The organism is Azospirillum formosense (assembly GCF_013340925.1).
Taxonomy (GTDB): domain Bacteria; phylum Pseudomonadota; class Alphaproteobacteria; order Azospirillales; family Azospirillaceae; genus Azospirillum; species Azospirillum formosense.
Window position 1 is genome coordinate 1 of sequence record NZ_WHOR01000516.1, and the last position, 1,000, is coordinate 1,000.

Here is a 1,000-nt window from a genome sequence, read left to right on the forward strand (position 1 = left end):
TGCGTTGCTGCTCCAGGCCTTCTACTCGGTGCGCTCGGAACGCCAACTGATGGAACAGCTCGACTACAACCTGCTGTTCCGCTGGTTCGTCGGCTTGTCGATGGACGCCCCGGTATGGGACGTCACCGTGTTCACCAAGAACCGCGAGCGCCTGCTGGCCGGCGATGTGGCGGGCAAGTTCCTGGCCACCGTGTTGGGCCAGCCGAAGGTCAAGGCGCTGCTGTCGGACGAGCATTTCTCGGTGGACGGCACGCTGATCGAAGCCTGGGCGTCGGTGAAGAGCTTCCGGCCCAAGGACGGCAGCGGCGAGCCGCCGGGGCCGGGGCGCAACGGCGACCGCGACTTCCATGGCGAGAGGCGGTCCAACGAGACCCATGCGTCGACCAGCGATCCTGAGGCGCGGTTGTACCGCAAGGGCAACGGGCAGCTGGCGAAGCTGGCCTTCATGGGCCATGCATTGATGGAGAACCGTCACGCCCTGGTGGTGAATGTCCGGCTCACCGCGGCCACCGGTCTGGCTGAACGCGAAGCGGCGGTTTCCATGGTCGAGGCCATCCCCGGCCGCCACCGCATCACGGTGGGCGCCGACAAGGCTTATGACACCAAGGATTTCGTGGCGAACATGCGCAGCCTGGGCGCCGCTGCGCACATCGCGCAGAACACGAGCAACCGCCGTTCGGCGATCGACGGCCGGACCACCCGCCATCCCGGCTACGCCGTCAGCCTGAGAATCCGCAAACGGGTCGAGGAGGTGTTCGGCTGGATCAAGGGAGCCGGCTTGCGCAAAACGCGTCATCGCGGCACGGCCCGTCGGTTGGATGTTCACCCTGACCGCCACCGCCTACAACCTGATCCGCCTGCCCAAGCTGCTGGCAGCGGCATAATCACGCCCGCAATCCGCCTGAACGGCGGTTCCGGCAGCCGCGGAGCGCGAAAAGACGCTCCATTCTGATAAAAACGGGCTTCAGAACCCCCATTCTCAAGCCTAAGCGGGGGAAAA

At 65.6% G+C, this 1,000-nt stretch carries 1 pseudogene; it reads left to right on the forward strand.

Annotated elements, in window-relative coordinates:
- Positions 1-884, forward strand: a pseudogene (locus GBZ26_RS29515) (IS5 family transposase); the annotation flags it as partial.
- Between the last annotated feature and the right edge of the window lie 116 nt (positions 885-1,000).